Origin of the sequence: Enterovirga sp. (genome assembly GCF_035325185.1) — a bacterium.
Lineage (GTDB): Bacteria > Pseudomonadota > Alphaproteobacteria > Rhizobiales > Beijerinckiaceae > Enterovirga.
Map to the genome: position 1 here is coordinate 13671 of NZ_DAOLAJ010000044.1, position 15726 is coordinate 29396.

Below are 15726 nucleotides of genomic sequence, written 5' to 3' on the forward strand. Positions count from 1 at the left end.
GATCGGGAAGCCGGCGCTCGCTCATTCGTCGTCTCCATCAGAAGGGGGCAGGCGTCCGTATCCGAGGGCCTCGCGGCGCTCGTTCCTGGTCAGGAAGGTCGCGGCGCCGACCCGGCGCCAAAGCGATTCGCGCTCCGCCGCGAGGGCGTCGATCGCATCGAGATCGGGCTCCAGGCGGAAGCCGTCGCCGAAGGCCGGCCCCAGCCATTGCGCCAGCGCCTCGGCGGTGCGGCGCACGAGGGGGATCACGCCCTGGCGATAGAAGGCCCGGTTGGCCTCGGCGTAATTGGCGTGGGTGTTGTCGCCCGGCAGGCCCAGCAGCAGGGGCGGCACGCCGAAGGCGAGCGCGATCTCCCGCGCCGCGCCATTCTTGGCCTCGATGAAGTCCATGTCCTTCGGGGAGAGGGACAGAGGCTTCCAGTCGAGCCCGCCTTCCAGCAGGAGCGGGCGCCCGGCATTGGTCGCGCCCTGGTAATTCTCCTCCAGCTCGCTCTTCAGCCGCTCGAATTGCACGTCCGACAGCGAAGTCCCGGCCGGACCGGCGAAAACCAGCGCACCGGAGGGGCGCGCGGCATTGTCGAGGAGTGCCTTGTTCCAGGCCCCGGCTGCATTGTGGATGTCGAGCGCGGCGGCGGCGGGCTCCATCGGCGAGAGACCGTAATGGTCGTCGAGCGGATGGAAGAGCGTCAGGTGCAGGATGGGCGCGATCCCCTCCCCCTCCTGCTCGAAGCGCAGGACACGGCCGCCCACGCCGTATTCGTAGCCGGCCGGCCAGCCGTCCGGCCCGGCCAGGACCCGCATCCGGTCGGGCCGCAGGGCGTAGATCTCGCGCGGCTCGCCTCCGGCGCTCGCGGCCTGGAGATAGGCGTTTCCCGATACGAGCAGATGCCCGTAGACCGCCTCCAGAAAGCCGGTCCCCGATTCCCGCGGATTGGGCCGCGCGAGCAGCGCCGCAATCGGATGGCTCGCCAGCTCCTCCGCGCCACGGATCAGCGTCAGCGGAATGGAAGCCGCCGCTTCGGCCATGAGCCGCACGCAGCGATGGACGATCGGATTGCGCTGGAAGCCCTCGTGGGCGAGCGCCGTGCCATCGCGCGAGGTCCAGAGCGGCCGCCCGGTGACATAGACGGCCATGCCACCGAGAGGCGGCGGAGCGGCCTTGCTGTCGGGCACGCGCGCGGGCGCGAGCCCGAGCCATTGCAGGATCGGGTTTGGCATCGATGAATCCTGAACGAGGGTGGCGGAACGGGTGCGGGGCTACAGCGTCCTGACGCGAGGCGCGGCGCGCGGCTTGAGCATCAGTTCGGTCAGCGCCCAGACGAGCGCGTCCAGGCGGTCGGGCGAGCGGCCGGAGGAGAGGCCGCCGGGGCCGAAATCGGCCATCTCGTCCTCCAGTTCGGGAAAGGCGCCGACATGGCGCACCCTCCCCTGCTCGTAGAGCAGCGCGACCGGATCGGCCCGCAGATACTTGCCACGCGTCGCATGCACGGACAGCACCGGCACGGCCGGATCCACCTCCCGGATGACCGAAACCGCCATCTCGCCGCCCTGGTTGGCCTCGACGACGAGCGCATCGGCATGCCAGCGGCGGCAGGCGGCGACGGCCCTCGCCGCCCATTCGGACGGCTTCGCCCGGACGAGGGACGCATCCGCGAGGATGTAGCCCGTGCCGGCCTCGTCGATCCCGGCCGCGACGATGCCGCAGGAGGCGGCGCGCCGGCCGGACGAGGCCGGGGGATCGACGGCAACCACGACCCGCACGAGGTCGGGAGCGGCTGCGATCCGGGCCGCCTCGATCCGGTCGCGCGTCCAGAGGGCGTCGGCCCGCTCCTCGATCAGCTCGCCGTCCAGTTCCTGGCGCCCAAGACGCGTGCCCGCATAGCGGGAGGTCACGGCCTCAAGGAAGGCCGGCGCGAGATGCGCCGCATTGTCCTGCGTCCTCGCCCGGCTGACCGCCGTGCGCTCGTCCGTGAGGAGGCGCTTCAGGAGCGGGATCGGCCGCGGGGTCGTGGTCACGACCTGCAAGGGACGCGTGCCGAGCCGCAGGCCGAATTGCAGCATGTCCCAGGTCTCCTCGGGATGACGCCACTTGGCCAGCTCGTCCGCCCAGGCGGCGCCGAACTGGGGGCCGCGCAGCCCGTCCGGGTCCTCCGACGAAAAGGACTGGGCCACGGCGCCGTTCGGCCATTCCACCCGGCGCAGGCTCGGCGACCAGACGGGCCGCTCGGACCTTGCCCGATGGACGGTGAGAAGGCCGGACGGCCCCTCGATCATGACGTCGCGCACATCCGCATGGGTCTCGCCGACGAGCGCGATGCGCCCGGCCGCCGGCTCCAGGAAGCCGGGCTCGCCGAGCGCCACGCCCCGCACCCATTCGGCGCCGGTGCGCGTCTTGCCCGCGCCCCGCCCGCCGAGGACGAGCCAGGTGCTCCAGAGGCGGCAGCGGCAATGTTCCGGAGGGCGCTGGTCCGGCCGCCCGAGAAAGGGCCAGTGCCGCAGGAGCGCCTCAATCTCCGCCCGGCTCGTCTCCAGCGCCTCGAAGGCCGCCAGCATCCGCGCCTTCGTCCCAAATCCTTTCAAGATGCCCGCGAAGCTCGTCGCGAAGCTCGGACAGGCTGCGCACAGGCTGCTCGGCATCGCTGCTCCGTTCCTTCTCGATGTCGCTCAGATAGTCCCGCACGAGGCCGAGGGCCCGGGCGTAATGGGCGAGAGTGCGCGCCGTGCGCTCCGGCTCGGGATCGCCACCGGCCGCCGCCGCCTCGCAGGCGGCGACGCGACCGGAAATGAAGCGCTCCATCGCGCGGCCCACCGCGAGCCGGTCGACCGGCTCGTTCGGGCCCGCCGGAACAGGGGCGGCGGGACGGCTCCGCGGGCGCGGCGGATCGCGCGGCGATGGCGGATCGCGCGGGGATGACGGCTTCCTCCTGCCGGCCGAGAGGCCGAGCGCCTCGCGGCGGCGATAGAACTCCCCCTCGCCCATGCCGAGCATCGCCGCGACGGTGACGTTCGGGACGATGCCCCGGACGAGACGGGCGCGCGCCAGCAGGGCGGGCGCAATCGAGCGGGCCATCGCCACGGAACACCTCGGTGAAGACGGGAAGCCGGCCCGGCCGGCGGAGGGGAAGAGCCGCGAGGCCGTCCCGACGCAATTCGTCAGCGTTCGAGATGTGTAGCCGATGAGCGCATCGGTGTCAAGGATTTTTTCCTAGGACTAAATCCTCAAATGCGTCCCATCAGGACGAGGATCAGGACGATGACCAGGACAAGTCCGAGGCCGCCGCTCGGACCGTATCCCCAGCTCCGGCTGTAGCCCCAGTTCGGGATAGCGCCGACGAGCAGCAGAATGAGGACGACAATCAGAATGGTGCCGAGCATTTTCGGGACTCCTGGTCACTACCTGGACCTTGATCCTCCAACTCGACTGACGCTTAAGAGTTTCGTCAGATATATGCGAAAGACACCTTCTTAGCCTACGCATTTCCGCTCGAAACGAATGATCATTCCAGCAAGAAAGGCCGGATAGACGCCTGATATTCTCCATATATCCTTTTCAAGATCAGCGCCTAATTGTACGCTACGAGACGATCTCTCCCGTCACCCGCTCGAGAAGCTCGGTGAGCGTGAAATCGTCCTCGACGCCCGCGATCTCGTCGCGCACCGAGATGCCGGCCAGATGGACCGTCTCGGGGCAACCGGAGACCAGGGGATGCCACCATGCGAGGGCCTTGCCCTCGGCCAAGAGGCGATAGGCGCAGGTTGCCGGCAGCCACCGGAGCGTCCGCACGTTCTGCGGCGTCAGGCGGACGCAATCGGGCACCCGGCTCTGGCGATTGTCATAATCGCGGCAGCGGCAATCCTGCGGATCGAGGAGCGTGCAGCCGACATCCGTGTAATGGATCTCGCCGGTCTCCTCGTCCTCCAGCTTGACGAGGCAGCAGCGGCCGCAGCCGTCGCAGAGGCTTTCCCATTCCTGAGTGGTCATCGCCTCCAGGGATTTTGCGATCCAGAACGGCTGTCCCGTTCCGGCAAGGCTTGCCATGGTGAATGTTCCGTTAACGGCCAGAAAGCGAATCGGACGTGCCTGTGCGGCACGCGCGCACCGGGCATCCGCATTGCTCTTGGAGGGACCGTAGCACCAACCGGCGCCGACCGTCCCGCCCTTTCCGAGCGGGGAGCGAGGCGCCGCGATCGAGACGAGCTTGGACGATTTCCTGCGCTTCACCGGCCGCATGGTGGCCGGCATCGGGTCGGCGGCCGGCGTCACGATCGCGCGCCCGCTGCGGATCGCCCTCGGCTTCCTCGACGAATGCGTGAGCCTGCTCGCAGTTCTCGGGCTCGTCCTCCTCGCCCTCTCCCAGCCCGCCTTCCGCATGACGGGTCCGGGCTGGCTCCGGCGGCTCGACCTCGCGGTGACCTTCGTCGATGCGAGCGGACAGGAGGTCGGGCACCGGGGCATCCGGCACGAGGATCTCCTGCGGCTCGACGAGCTTCCGCCGCACCTGGTCGCGGCCGTGCTCGCGACCGAGGACCGCAGGTTCTACCGCCATTGGGGCGTCGATCCGATCGGCCTCGTGCGCGCCCTCGCCGTGAACGCGAAGGCGCAGGCGGTCGTCCAGGGCGGCTCGACCATCACGCAGCAGCTCGCCAAGAACGTCTTCCTCTCCGGCGAGCGGACCCTCGAACGCAAGATCAACGAGGCGTTCCTGGCGGTCTGGCTCGAATGCCAGCTCGGCAAGAACGAGATCCTCACGCTCTATCTGGACCGGAGCTATATGGGCGGGGGCACCTTCGGGGTGCAGGCCGCCTCCCGCTTCTATTTCGGCAAATCGGCCCGGGACCTGACCCTGGCCGAGGCGGCGATGCTCGCGGGCCTCTACAAGGCGCCGGGGCGCTATGCGCCGCATCTCTCGCCCGAGGCGGCCCTCGCCCGCGCGGCCGAGGTGCTGGAGCGGATGGTGGAGACGGGCGCCATCACGCGCGAGGAGGCCGAGGCGGCCCGGCGCGAGCGGCCCGAGCCGGCCAGGAACCAGCCCGTCCGCCATCCCGACCATTATCTCGACTGGGCCTATCGCGAGGTCCAGGCCCTCGCCGTCGCGGGGCGGCTCGGCAACGAATCCACCCTGATCGTCGAGACGCCGATCGACCTCGCCCTCCAGCGCAAGGCGGAAGACGAGATCGAGGCGGCGCTCGAGGGGCCCGCCCGTGCGGCGCGGGCGGGCGAGGCCGCCTTCGTCGCCCTCGCCCCCGACGGCGCCCTCAAGGCGATGGTGGGCGGGGGCGATTACGGCCGCAGCCAGTTCAACCGGGCGGCCGACGCGCAACGCCAGCCGGGCTCCTCCTTCAAGCCGATCGTCTATGCGGCGGCGATCGGGCTGACGGGCCTGCGCCCCGGCTCGACGATCCTCGACCAGCAGATCTGCATCGGCTCCTGGTGTCCGGCCAATTACGCGCGCAGCTACGCGGGTCCCGTCACCCTCGCCTCGGCGCTCGCGAACTCGCTCAACACCGTCGCAGTCCGGCTTTCGGTCGAGATCGGACGCGCGGCCGGGGAGCTGACGCTCGCGCGCCAGGCGCGCTACGGACGCGGGCGCATCATCGCGCTGGCGCGCGATCTCGGCATCAGGACGCGGCTCCACGACACGCCCTCCCTCCCGCTCGGGGCCTCGGAGGTGACGCCGCTCGACCTGACGGCCGCCTTCGCGAGCTTCGCCAACGGCGGCTACAAGGCCGAGCCCCATGCCGTGCTGCGCATCAGCAACAGCCGGGGGGCGCTTCTCTACGACCGGGAGCGCGCGCAGCCGCGTCCGCGGCGCGTGCTGCGCGCGGATGTGGTCGGAGACATGAACACGATGCTCGCGCGGGTCGTCACGGCGGGAACCGGCCGGCGCGCGGCGCTTCCCCGGCAGATGATCGGGGGCAAGACCGGCACCACGAGCGCCTATCGCGACGCCTGGTTCGTCGGCTTCAGCGGCCATCTCGTCGGCGGCATCTGGATGGGCAACGACGACTACAAGCCGACCCAGCGGCTGACGGGCGGGCAGCTTCCGGCCGCCTTGTGGGGCGCGATCATGTCCTTCGCCCACCGCGACCTGCCCTATGCGGCGCTCCCGGAGAGGGATCGGCCCGAAGGGAGAGCGCAGGGGCTGATCGCCGGGATCGCGCCGGCGGCTGGGGGGTTCCGCGAGGTTCGCGGCGCGGCGGGGGGGTTTACGGGCGCGCGATAGACCGATGCCTCCGGGGGGAGCGTCAGCGTCCGGGCCGGGGCCCCGCCCCCGGCGGCGCCCTGGGGGGCGCCGGCTCGCCGGTCCCGATCCGGGTGTAGCGGACGCCGGTAAAGAGGAGAATGGCCCCCTGCCCGCCCGAATCGAGGACAAGGCGGCGACGCGCCCGGCCGGCCGGGACCGCGAACGGCACCACCCGGCGCTCCTCCCCCAGCAGCTGCGGCATGACGATCCGACCCCTCCCTAGACCGCCCTCCAGTGCAGCGCCCTGAGGTTAACGTTCCGTTTCCAGGGCGCGAAATCCTCGCCGTTAGCCCTTCGGTAAGCCTGACGAAGGCATAACGGAGCCTCTTCACGTCGAGAGGACCATGGGGGCCGGAACCGTTTCCGATCACGGCAGCCTCGCGCTCCTGGCGCAGAATCAGGAGGCCGACCTGCGTCCGCTCCTGTTGCGGGTACAGGTCCGCAATTTCGTCGACGCGCCGCGCCGCGATGCCGCGACCAAAGCGAGCTTCGAGGCGATCGCGCTCGGCCTGATTCCGCTCGTGCCCGACGACGCGCTGGCCGATGCCGCGCTGCTGCTGCGCGACCACCCGGACGCGCCGCGCCCGGTGCTGCGCGCCCTGCTCGCCCAGCTCGACCGTGCCGTCTCGCGCGCGAGCGAGGAGCCCGACGACCTCCGCCGCGATCTCGATCTCGCGGGCGATGCCGGCATCGCCCTGGCCGGGGAAGCCCTGGAACGGCTCGTCGGGCGGGCGATCGGCCATCGCGGTCTCGCGCAGGCCCTGCTCGCGCGCCCCGAGCCCGGCGTCTTCGACCGGGCCGCGCTCTATCGCCACGGGGAGGAATTGCAGCGCGCCGCGATCCGCCACGATCTCGCCCGCGCCCTGGCGAGCCTGCATCTGCCCCGGCCCACCGGCTCGGGCGCGGCGGCGCGCGACATGCTGCGGATCGCGGCCGGCGCGGATTTCGGCGCCCTGCGCGCCGCCACGGCCGGACATCTCGACGTCTCGCCCGAGCCCCTCGACATCGCCGACGCGGCGGGGCGCGAGCTTTTCCTCTTCGCCCTCATGGCGGTCGGCCTCGACGAGGCGGAATGCATCCGGGCGCTGCTGCTGCTCGACACGCCCCAATCGCGCTCGGTGCCGGTGATCTTCCACCTTGCGGACCTCGCGCGCGCGACGTCGTGGCCGGTGGCGGCCTTCCTCGCCGGGTGCGAGCGGGTCGTCTCCGGTCGCCCTGCGGCCGAGCCCTCGCCCGGCATCCGCAGAAGCGCCCAGCCCCGCGCCGAACCTATCCAGCCGCTCCGGCGGGCGGATCGGACGGGGCCAGATCGAGCCCCGAGCGCCCGTCTCGATCGTCGATCGTGAGCCACCACAGGTCGGAATCGAAGCCGATTTCCCGCGCCATCCTCGCCTCGACATCAGGGACCGGCCGCCCGGCCAGGATCGGCGTGAAGAGGCGCCCCCCGTCCTCGTCCAGCAGGGATTGCGGCGCCGGGCCATAGAGATCGGCCGTCCCGTCGAGACGATCGACGGACACGAAGACGGCGCCGGCTTCCGCCGCGCCCCTGCGCCGCAGCACGGCGTCGAGCCCATCCACGCGGCAGCGCCGCAAATGAGCCGACACCCAGAACTCGCTCGTCAGACGCGCCATGGACGGCTTATTCGATGGACATTCCGGAGCGCGAGGCAAGCTGCTTGAGGGTCTGCGGCCCGAGCGCGCCCGTCACCGGCAGCTTCCTGTCGCGCTCGAACTTCTCGATGGCGAGCCGCGTATTCGAGCCGAAGCGGCCATCGGTCGCGATCGGCCCGTAGCCCAGCTTGGCGAGCGCCTTCTGCGCGGAGACGACGCGGGGCGTCGGCTTGTCGGCGGAGGGCCCGGCCGCCGCCTTCGCCTTGGGATCCACGGGCTTGGCCGCCGCGGGCTTCGGCTTGGCTTCCGCCGGCTTCTTCGCCTCGACGGGTTTCGGCTTGGCCTCGGCCTGTTTCGGCCGGGCTTCCGCGGATCGGGGCCGCGTCTCGGCGGACCTCGCGGGGCCTTCGCTCGTGCGGATGATGGAGCCGATCGCATCCGGCCCGCCCGAACGGGACGGGGGGACCGGGATATCGGCGCGCGTCGCGCCGGTCGTCTGCGGCGAGGCGGGCTCCGCGCGGCGCGCCGGCTCGGCGACCGGCTTCGCGCTCGCGAAGAGCGGCGCGGGATGGCGGGCCGTCTGCTTCATCGTCGCGTTCCAGGCGAAGACGCCGGCGCCGCCGAGGATCGCGACCCCGGCGAGGAGGACGGCCGGACGCCGGGCGGCGGCCCGGACGCCGCTCCAGCAAAGGCCGCCGGCAACCCGCAAGGCGCGTCCGGCGCCGCGGCTTCGGCTCGTCGTCGTGGCGGGGGCTTTGCGCGGCGCGGCAGGGCGTTGCATCAGGCGATCTTTCTCTCGACGGGCCGCAGGGCGACGCGCGCGCGCGTCTGAAGGGCGACGGGCTTGCTTCGGGCGGGGCCGAGATCGGGACGAACCGGCAGCGTCACGCTCACGGTCGTGCCCGCGCCGGCCCCGCTCTCGACGGTGATCTGTCCGTGGTGGAGCCCAACGATGCCGCGCACCACCGAGAGGCCGAGTCCGGTCCCCTCGGTATTGCGGCGATGAAGCTCCCCGGATTGGAAGAAGGGATCGCCGAGACGCGGCAGGTCGGCCTCGGGAATGCCGATCCCGGTATCGGCGATGGTCAGTACGATCGCATCCGCCGCGGCGGCGAGGCGCACCGTCACCCGCCCGCCCCGGGGCGTGAACTTCACCGCGTTGGACAGGAGGTTGATGAGGATCTGCCGGCAGGCCCGCCGGTCGGCGACGATCTCCTGCAAGCCCGTCTCCAGCCGGCGCTCGACGAGGACGCCCGCCTCGTCCGCCTTGAGCTGCATCAGGTCGCAGACGCTGGAGGCGAGGTCGCGGAAATCGAAGGGCTCGGGATCGAAATGGAAATTGCCGGTCTCGATCTTCGACATGTCGAGCAGGGTGTTGACGATGCCGAGCAGGTGATGGCCGGAATTGCGGATGATCTGGGCGTATTCCTTGCGCCGCTCCTCGGTCACGAGGAAGGGATGGTCCGCGCAAAGCAGCTCGGAGAAGCCGATGATGGCGTTGAGCGGGGTGCGCAATTCATGGCTGACGGTGGCCAGGAAGCGGCCCTTCAGCTCGTTCGCCTTCTCGGCATCCTGCCGCGCGGCCTCGATCTCGCCCGCATGCTTGTGCTGCGCCGACACGTCGCGGATGAAGGAGACCAGGCAGGCGCCGGCCGCCACGGGCGGGGCGTGCGCAGCGGCCGCCGCGGGCGGGACGAGCCGGCTCACCCGCATTTCGGCGAAAATCACGGCCTGGGGGAGGCCCTCGGCCGCGCCGCCCGCATGGAGGCGGATCGCGACGGTGACCGGGCCCGCGCCGTTCGCCGCGTCGCTGAGCGCCTTGAGGAAGGCGGGCCGGTCGGCCACGAGGACGCGCCTGGCGAGCCCGTCGCCGAGCAGCGCGGGCGGGGAAGCCCCGATCACGCCCAGCGAGGCCGGGCTCGCGCGGAGGACGTCGCCCTGGGCGTCGTGCCAGGTCACGAGGTCGCCGAGCGCCGAAAGCGGAACGACCTCCTCGGCCGGGGGCGCCGGACGGGACACCGCGCGCATCGCGATCCATGCGACGCCCGCGAGCAGGAGCGCCGCCTGAAGAGCGATGACGAGACCCGGCACGGTGACGCCGCCCCGTCCCGCGGCGGCGCTGAGGCCGACCGCGGCGAGGGCCAGCCCGCAAGCGGCCGCGACGACCGCCGGAGGCGTCTCCGCGGCCATCCTTTGAGCCCATGCCGAGGGAGATTGGATACGCACACAAACTCGCGCAATCGCGCGCCTCTCTCTCCATCCTCTCAGACTCGCAGATGCAGCTTAAATGAACGCTAAGGCGCCGCGAGAACGACACGGCGATTACGGGGACGATCAAAGTTCGTCATTCACAACCCGTCAACCACTTCTCCGGTCCGCCGCGATCTTAATTTGCTCTTAATTACAGCGGCGACTGAAATACATTAAGAGGGCGTCATCGATCACACTGCCCGAGTTCGACCGAACGAGGAGCCCCGGCCATGTTTCGTCTCCTGTGCGGCCTCGCCATCATCGCGTTCATTTTCGTCCATTCGCAGGAGCGCCCGAAGGAAAGCCTCCCGGCGGACGCGTCGCGCTGGGCCGAGCATGCGCGGGACCAGGCGGTGCAGGCCGCCTTGCGGTCGGATCTGGCGCGCGACCTTGTGCGCACGCACCTCGCGCCGAACGAGAAGGGAACGCGCTAGAACAGCCCGCCCGGGCCTCCTATATGGGCGGGCCTCACGCGGAGGCGCCAGCGTTTCCAGCCATGCTCCCTGCCATCGACGACATCGCGGATAATTTCGAGCTTCTCGACGATTGGGAGGAGCGCTACCGCTATCTGATCGAACTCGGCCGGATGATGCCGGACCTGCCCGAGGCGGATCATGTCGAGGCGAACAAGGTTCAGGGCTGCGCGAGCCAGGTCTGGCTGAAGATGGCCCCTGCCGGGAGGGGACCCGGCGCGACCGTCCATTTCCTCGGCGACAGCGACGCGCATATCGTCCGCGGCCTCGTCGCGCTTCTCGTCGCGATGCTGTCGGGGCGGCCGGCGGCCGAGATCGCGGCGGCCGATCCCCTCGCCTTCTTCGATCGCCTCGGGCTCGGCCAGCATCTCACGCCGCAGCGCTCCAACGGGTTGCGCTCGATGGTCGAGCGCATCCGCGGCGAGGCCGGACGCATCGCCGCGGCCTGAGAGCGCGGCGGCGTTTCTCCCTTCATCGACGCGCCCCGTCTTTCCGGGGCGCCGGATGTCGCATCAGGCCGCTTCGGAAGGCGCGAACCAGGTCGCGATGCCGCGCGGGCCGTCCCGCCCCCTCGCCTCGTTCGACAGGCCGTAATGGCGGGCGAGATGGCCGAGCGCGAGCCGGATCACGATCTTGCCGGATCTCTGCGGCCAGCGGCGCTCGCGCTCGATCGTCTCGACGCCCTTGAGGAAGCCGCAGAGATCGAGCAGGAGACCGGCGAAATCGGCCCCGACCTCCGCGAGCGCCGTCCGCACGCGCTGGCGCGCGGCGATCACGGTATCGGTCGCTCCGGCCGGATCGCGCCAGCCCCCGGCCCCTCCCCCCACCGCGCCGTCCCAGCGTGCCGTCACACCCGGCAGAAGGCCGGCGAAGGTAAGGTCCCGGCGCAGGCGCTCGCCGGCCTCGAAGGAGGCCGCGTCGATGAGCGGCTCGCCGTCCGGCCCGCGCCGCCGGCGCAGCCAGGCGAGCGGACTCTCGCGCCGGTTGAGCGCAACTTCCTCCGCGCCGCCGTCTTCCGGCATCGCGACCTTTTCCACCTCCCGATGCTGCCGGCCGAAAACCTCGCCCTCCCCCTCCCGCCGGGCCCGATCGCGGGCGAGCCGCGCCCGGCCCACCTCCGAGATCGCGAAGGCGCCGTTCCGCTCTCCCCTCGCGACGAGATCGAGCCTCGCCAGTTCCTCGAGGCTCGCCCTCGGATAGGAGCCCCGCCCGAGCGAGATGCCGCCCCGTGCCCCCTGTAGGATGACGTGGTCCTCCCGGCTCGGGTCCGGCCTCGCCGTCATCCCCGGCTCGGACAAGGCCGCGAGGAGGCGAAGTGCCGCCCTGCCCGGCGCCTCCCCCTTCCCTTCGCGCATTCTCGACGGGGCGTGCCGGGCCATACATGTTCCTCTTTTGTTCTAACGACCCCTGTCTAGGATTATCATCCTCAGATTGTCAATATTATAATCCTCCCGTCCTGCGTGTACGCCGGCCGGATTGCTCCCGGCGTTGATTTCGCTGGGAGGCGTGCGCATGAGGGCCCGCCCCGCCGGTCGAACCGGCCTCTCCTTCGAGAACGATCCCCATGGATGCGCCCGCCCGCCCGCTCGCCGTCACCGGCGCCCCCCCGCGCGCCGAGGCGCGGCCGGCGCCCTTCACGCTCCACGGCGTCGAGGTGCGGGACGATTTCGCCTGGCTGAAGGCCCCCAACTGGAAGGAGGCACTGAAGGACCCCGCCCGCATGCCGGGCGAGATCGTGGCGCATCTGGAGGCCGAGAACACCTATACGGACACGGCCTTCGCCGGGCTCGCGCCGCTCCGCGAGGCCCTCGTCCGGGAGATGCGGGGGCGCATCAAGGAGGACGAATCGACCGTGCCGGCGCCGGACGGCCCCTATGCCTATTACGCCCGCTATCGGGACGGCGGCGAATACCAGATCCTTTGCCGCATTCCCCGCGAGGGCGGGCCCGAGCAGGTGCTGCTGGATGGCGACGCCGAGGGCGAGGACGAAGCCTATTTCGATCTCGGCGAGGCCCCGCACTCGCCCGACCATTCGCTCCTCGCCTGGAGCGCCGACCTCACCGGCGCGGAACTCTACACGATCCGGGTGCGCGACCTCGCCAGCGGCGAGGACCTTGCGGATGTCGTCGCGGGGACGGCCGGCGAGATCGTCTGGGCCGCCGATTCGCGCTCGTTCTACTATGTCGAGGTGGACGACAATCACCGTCCGGTCCGCGTGCGCTGTCACCGCCTCGGCACGGACCAGGCGGAGGACGCGCTGGTCTACGAGGAGGCGCAACCGGGCTGGTTCGTCTCGATCGAGGAGACGACTTCCCGCCGCTTCATGGTGATCTCGATCAGCGATCACGAGACCGGGGAGAACTGGCTCGTCGAGCTGGATCGCCCGCCGGCCCCCCGCCTTGTCGCCGCCCGCACGCCGCTCGTGCTCTACGATGTCGACCATCGCGGCGACGATCTCGTCATCCTCACCAACGATGCGGGGGCAGAGGATTTCAAGATCGTCCTCGCGCCGCTCTCCGATCCCGCCCGCGCAAATTGGCGCGACCTCGTGCCCCACCGCCCCGGCACGATGATCCTCGCCGTGACCGCCCTCGCCCGCCATCTCGTCCGGCTGGAGCGGGAGAACGCCAATCCGCGCCTCGTCGCGCGCGACATGGAGACGGGCGAGGAGCATGCGGTCTCCTTCGCCGAGGAAGCCTATGCCCTCGGCTACGAGCCGGGATTCGAATTCGACACGACGAGCATCCGCTTCGTCTATTCCTCGATGACGACGCCGGCCGAGACCTACGACTACGACCTCGTCACGCGCGAGCGAATCCTGCGCAAGCGCCAGGAAGTGCCGAGCGGCTTCGACGGCAGCCGCTACGTCACCCGCCGCATCTTCGCCGCGGCACCCGACGGCGCGAGCGTGCCGGTTTCCCTCGTGCATCTCGCCGGCCTGCCGCTCGACGGCTCGGCGCCCTGCCTCCTCTACGGCTACGGCTCCTACGGCTCCTCGATCTCGGCCGCCTTCCGCACGAATCCGCTCTCGCTGATCGACCGCGGCTTCGTCTACGCCATCGCCCATATCCGCGGCGGCACGGAGAAGGGCTGGCGCTGGTATCTCGACGGCAAGCGGGAGAAGAAGCCGAACAGCTTCACCGATTTCGTCGCCTGCGCCGATGCCCTCGTCGCGGCGGGCCTCACCTCGCGCGGCCGGATCGTCGCCCAGGGCGGCTCGGCGGGCGGGATGCTGATGGGCGCGGTCGCCAATATCGGCGCCGACCGCTTCGCCGGCATCGTCGCCGACGTGCCCTTCGTCGACGTGCTCAACACGATGCTCGACGGCGAATTGCCGCTGACGCCGCCCGAATGGCCCGAATGGGGCAATCCGGCCGAGGACGAGGCCGCGTTCCGTACCATCCTCTCCTATTCGCCCTACGACAACGTGCACCCGCAGGCCTATCCGGCGATCCTGGCGCTCGGCGGCCTCACCGATCCGCGCGTGACCTACTGGGAGCCGGCGAAATGGGTGGCGCGGCTGCGCGCCACCATGACCGGCGGCGGCCCGGTCTTCCTGAAGATCAACATGGAAGCCGGCCATGGCGGGGCCGCCGGCCGCTTCGACCGCCTCGACGAGGTCGGGCTGATCTACGCCTTCGCGCTCCAGGCGGTCGGCAAGGGCTGGAGCATGTCCTGAAAGGAGGCGCCGGCGGCTTCAGCCGGCTCTCTCGCCTCCTCCGGCGAGGAAGGCCCGCAGATCTTCGAGCGAGGCGAAGCGGCGCAGGCCCGCCGGCGTCACGGCGTCGATGGAGCCGTCCGAGAACATCTTGTACTCGTTCCCGCCGGACGAATACTGGCCGACGAGCACGCGTTCCGGCGGCGCTTGCGGCGGCTCCGGGGAAGGTGCGGAGGGGGCTGCGGGCTCGGGCGGCGGCTCCTCGATCCGCTCCTCGAATGCGGGCGCGGCCTGCGCCGCCTCCTCCGCGGTCAGTTCCCCGATGGTGGCGAGGCGGTCGCGGATCCAGATCATCTCGTGGGCGATGCGCCCCAGGCGGTCCGCCGCAAGCGCGATGCCGAGGAGAACGGCGCCGCCGGACGCCCCCACCGTCCCGGAGATCACCATCGTCCAGCCGCGCTCGACCTGGACGATGGACATGCCGAACGCCATAGCCGCCAATCCGGTCGCGATCATTCCGACCGCCAGAATGCAGAGCAGGATGACCATCGCAGGGACCGAGGACACAGGAACCGAGGGAACGTCGAACCCGGCGACCTTAGGGAGGAAAGCCTCGCCTTGGCAACCAAGGGCGCTCTCGCTAAGTCGGAACCGCGCGCCGGGACCCGGAACCAACCGGGCCGAGACCGGTTCACCGCGTTCCAATTTCCAAGGAGAGCCCGATGAGCTTTACCCTGCCCGAACTGCCCTATGCTTATGACGCCCTCCAGCCCTACATGTCGAAGGAGACGCTCGAATTCCACCACGACAAGCATCACAAGGCTTACGTGGATAACGGGAACAAGCTGCTGGAAGGCTCCGAGCTTGCCGGCAAGAGCGTCGAGGAGATCGTGAAGGCGAGCTACGGCAAGAACCAGGCGCTCTTCAACAATGCCGGCCAGCATTACAACCACATCCATTTCTGGAAGTGGATGAAGCCGAAGGGCGGCGGAGCCATTCCGGGCGCGCTCCAGAAGCGCATCGATTCGGACCTTGGCGGCACCGAGAAGTTCAAGGCCGACTTCATCCAGGCCGGGATCGGCCAGTTCGGCTCGGGCTGGGCCTGGCTCGCGGTGAAGAACGGGAAGCTCGAGATCATGAAGACGCCGAACGGCGAGAATCCGCTCGTCCACGGCGCCTCCCCGCTCCTCGGCGTCGATGTGTGGGAGCATTCCTATTACATCGACTACCGCAACCGCCGGCCCGACTACCTGAAGGCGTTCGTCGAGAACCTCGTGAACTGGGAGCATGTCGAGGAGATGCTGGCCAAGGCGTCCTGAGGCGGATCGCGACGCGCCCCCTCCACCGCCCTTCGGGCGGTCCCCCTTCCCCGTTTCACGGGGGAGGATCCGAGGCGGCCCCGATCCTCCTCTCTCCATCGAGGTGACGCGGCCTTCGGCCCATGGCATGTCGGCGCCCTTCGGGCGTGACGATCGCCGCAACCACCGGG

The 15726-nt window shown here is 70.4% G+C and carries 17 protein-coding genes; 6 read left to right on the forward strand and 11 right to left on the reverse strand.

All coding sequences use genetic code 11. From position 1 onward, the window contains the following. Positions 1–21 precede the first annotated feature (21 nt). From PKD06_RS10525 to PKD06_RS10545, 5 genes are all read right to left on the reverse strand, one after another. Positions 22–1218 (reverse strand): phage portal protein, encoded by a 1197-nt coding sequence (locus PKD06_RS10525; protein ID WP_324380126.1) that lies wholly within the window; start codon positions 1216–1218, stop codon positions 22–24. Between the two features lie 39 nt (positions 1219–1257). Then, the gene (locus tag PKD06_RS10530) at positions 1258–2553 is read right to left on the reverse strand and encodes a terminase family protein (protein ID WP_324380127.1); all 1296 of its coding nucleotides are present in this window, start codon (positions 2551–2553) and stop codon (positions 1258–1260) included. Next, positions 2507–3070: a hypothetical protein gene (locus PKD06_RS10535; RefSeq protein WP_324380128.1), complete on the reverse strand. Its 564-nt coding sequence runs from the start codon at positions 3068–3070 to the stop codon at positions 2507–2509. Before PKD06_RS10535 ends, PKD06_RS10530 begins: the two co-directional genes overlap by 47 nt. A 149-nt stretch (positions 3071–3219) precedes the next feature. After that, positions 3220–3375 (reverse strand): DUF3309 family protein, encoded by a 156-nt coding sequence (locus PKD06_RS10540; protein WP_324380129.1) that lies wholly within the window; start codon positions 3373–3375, stop codon positions 3220–3222. Between the two features lie 199 nt (positions 3376–3574). Beyond that, positions 3575–4039, reverse strand: coding sequence for a YcgN family cysteine cluster protein (locus PKD06_RS10545; RefSeq protein WP_324380130.1), 465 nt, complete (start codon positions 4037–4039; stop codon positions 3575–3577). A 160-nt stretch (positions 4040–4199) separates the two neighbouring features. On the opposite strand from PKD06_RS10545, the gene PKD06_RS10550 reads away from it, so the two are divergent. After that, positions 4200–6224 (forward strand): PBP1A family penicillin-binding protein, encoded by a 2025-nt coding sequence (locus PKD06_RS10550; RefSeq protein ID WP_324380131.1) that lies wholly within the window; start codon positions 4200–4202, stop codon positions 6222–6224. A gap of 22 nt (positions 6225–6246) precedes the next feature. Here the strand turns inward: PKD06_RS10550 and PKD06_RS10555 are convergent, their stop codons facing one another. Next, positions 6247–6447: a hypothetical protein gene (locus tag PKD06_RS10555; protein ID WP_324380132.1), complete on the reverse strand. Its 201-nt coding sequence runs from the start codon at positions 6445–6447 to the stop codon at positions 6247–6249. Between the two features lie 142 nt (positions 6448–6589). Between PKD06_RS10555 and PKD06_RS10560 the strand changes: the two genes are divergently transcribed. After that, on the forward strand, positions 6590–7591 hold the full coding sequence (locus tag PKD06_RS10560; RefSeq protein ID WP_324380133.1) for a hypothetical protein: 1002 nt from the start codon (positions 6590–6592) through the stop codon (positions 7589–7591). On the opposite strand, the gene PKD06_RS10565 is transcribed toward PKD06_RS10560, so the two are convergent. From PKD06_RS10565 to PKD06_RS10575, 3 genes are read right to left on the reverse strand one after another with little or no spacing between them, the layout of a single operon-like run. After that, positions 7515–7877 (reverse strand): DUF1491 family protein, encoded by a 363-nt coding sequence (locus tag PKD06_RS10565; protein WP_324380134.1) that lies wholly within the window; start codon positions 7875–7877, stop codon positions 7515–7517. The two genes, PKD06_RS10560 and PKD06_RS10565, sit on opposite strands and share 77 nt — an antisense overlap. Before the next feature lie 7 nt (positions 7878–7884). Beyond that, positions 7885–8637 (reverse strand): peptidoglycan-binding domain-containing protein, encoded by a 753-nt coding sequence (locus PKD06_RS10570; RefSeq protein WP_324380135.1) that lies wholly within the window; start codon positions 8635–8637, stop codon positions 7885–7887. Next, positions 8637–10046, reverse strand: coding sequence for a PAS domain-containing sensor histidine kinase (locus tag PKD06_RS10575; RefSeq protein WP_324380136.1), 1410 nt, complete (start codon positions 10044–10046; stop codon positions 8637–8639). The genes PKD06_RS10570 and PKD06_RS10575 overlap by 1 nt, the downstream gene beginning before the upstream one ends. Positions 10047–10336: 290 nt before the next feature. Here PKD06_RS10575 and PKD06_RS10580 point away from each other — a divergent pair, with 290 nt between their 5' ends. Together PKD06_RS10580 and PKD06_RS10585 are read left to right on the forward strand one after the other, a co-directional pair. Then, the gene (locus PKD06_RS10580; RefSeq protein WP_324380137.1) at positions 10337–10540 is read left to right on the forward strand and encodes a hypothetical protein; all 204 of its coding nucleotides are present in this window, start codon (positions 10337–10339) and stop codon (positions 10538–10540) included. A 62-nt stretch (positions 10541–10602) separates the two neighbouring features. Continuing rightward, on the forward strand, positions 10603–11028 hold the full coding sequence (locus PKD06_RS10585; protein WP_324380138.1) for a SufE family protein: 426 nt from the start codon (positions 10603–10605) through the stop codon (positions 11026–11028). A gap of 63 nt (positions 11029–11091) precedes the next feature. Here PKD06_RS10585 and PKD06_RS10590 read toward each other — a convergent pair whose 3' ends face one another. Beyond that, on the reverse strand, positions 11092–11862 hold the full coding sequence (locus tag PKD06_RS10590; RefSeq protein WP_324380139.1) for a DUF6456 domain-containing protein: 771 nt from the start codon (positions 11860–11862) through the stop codon (positions 11092–11094). A gap of 281 nt (positions 11863–12143) precedes the next feature. On the opposite strand from PKD06_RS10590, the gene PKD06_RS10595 reads away from it, so the two are divergent. Continuing rightward, positions 12144–14258 (forward strand): S9 family peptidase, encoded by a 2115-nt coding sequence (locus PKD06_RS10595; protein WP_324380140.1) that lies wholly within the window; start codon positions 12144–12146, stop codon positions 14256–14258. 18 nt (positions 14259–14276) lie between these two features. Here the strand turns inward: PKD06_RS10595 and PKD06_RS10600 are convergent, their stop codons facing one another. Continuing rightward, on the reverse strand, positions 14277–14729 hold the full coding sequence (locus PKD06_RS10600) for a hypothetical protein (RefSeq protein WP_324380141.1): 453 nt from the start codon (positions 14727–14729) through the stop codon (positions 14277–14279). 230 nt (positions 14730–14959) lie between these two features. Here PKD06_RS10600 and PKD06_RS10605 point away from each other — a divergent pair, with 230 nt between their 5' ends. Next, the gene (locus PKD06_RS10605) at positions 14960–15556 is read left to right on the forward strand and encodes a superoxide dismutase (RefSeq protein ID WP_324380142.1); all 597 of its coding nucleotides are present in this window, start codon (positions 14960–14962) and stop codon (positions 15554–15556) included. Positions 15557–15726 lie beyond the last annotated feature (170 nt).